This window comes from Nocardia sp. TBRC8007 (assembly GCF_056629435.1).
In genome coordinates, this window is record NZ_JBWSOR010000238.1 from 1 (window position 1) to 236 (window position 236).

The window sequence follows — 236 nt, forward strand, 5'->3', positions numbered from 1 at the left end:
CCACCACACCCGACCGATCGAAAACCACATACCCCACCAACTGTGTGCCCGCCCCCACCCCGGGCGCCTCCCGGGCTGTGACCACCGCCTGTGTCACCGCTGGATGGGCCCCCAGCACCGCCGCCACCTCCCCCGGCTCCACCCGAAACCCCCGAACCTTCACCTGCTCATCGACCCGCCCCACGAACTCCAACACCCCCGCCGCCGTCCACCGCGCCACATCCCCGGTGCGGTAT

The 236-nt window shown here is 71.2% G+C and carries 1 protein-coding gene; it reads right to left on the minus strand.

Annotated features, from left to right (window positions below):
- Window positions 1–236: hypothetical protein (locus ACX4ZE_RS23480; RefSeq protein ID WP_480275647.1), on the minus strand; the 236-nt coding region annotated here is incomplete at both ends.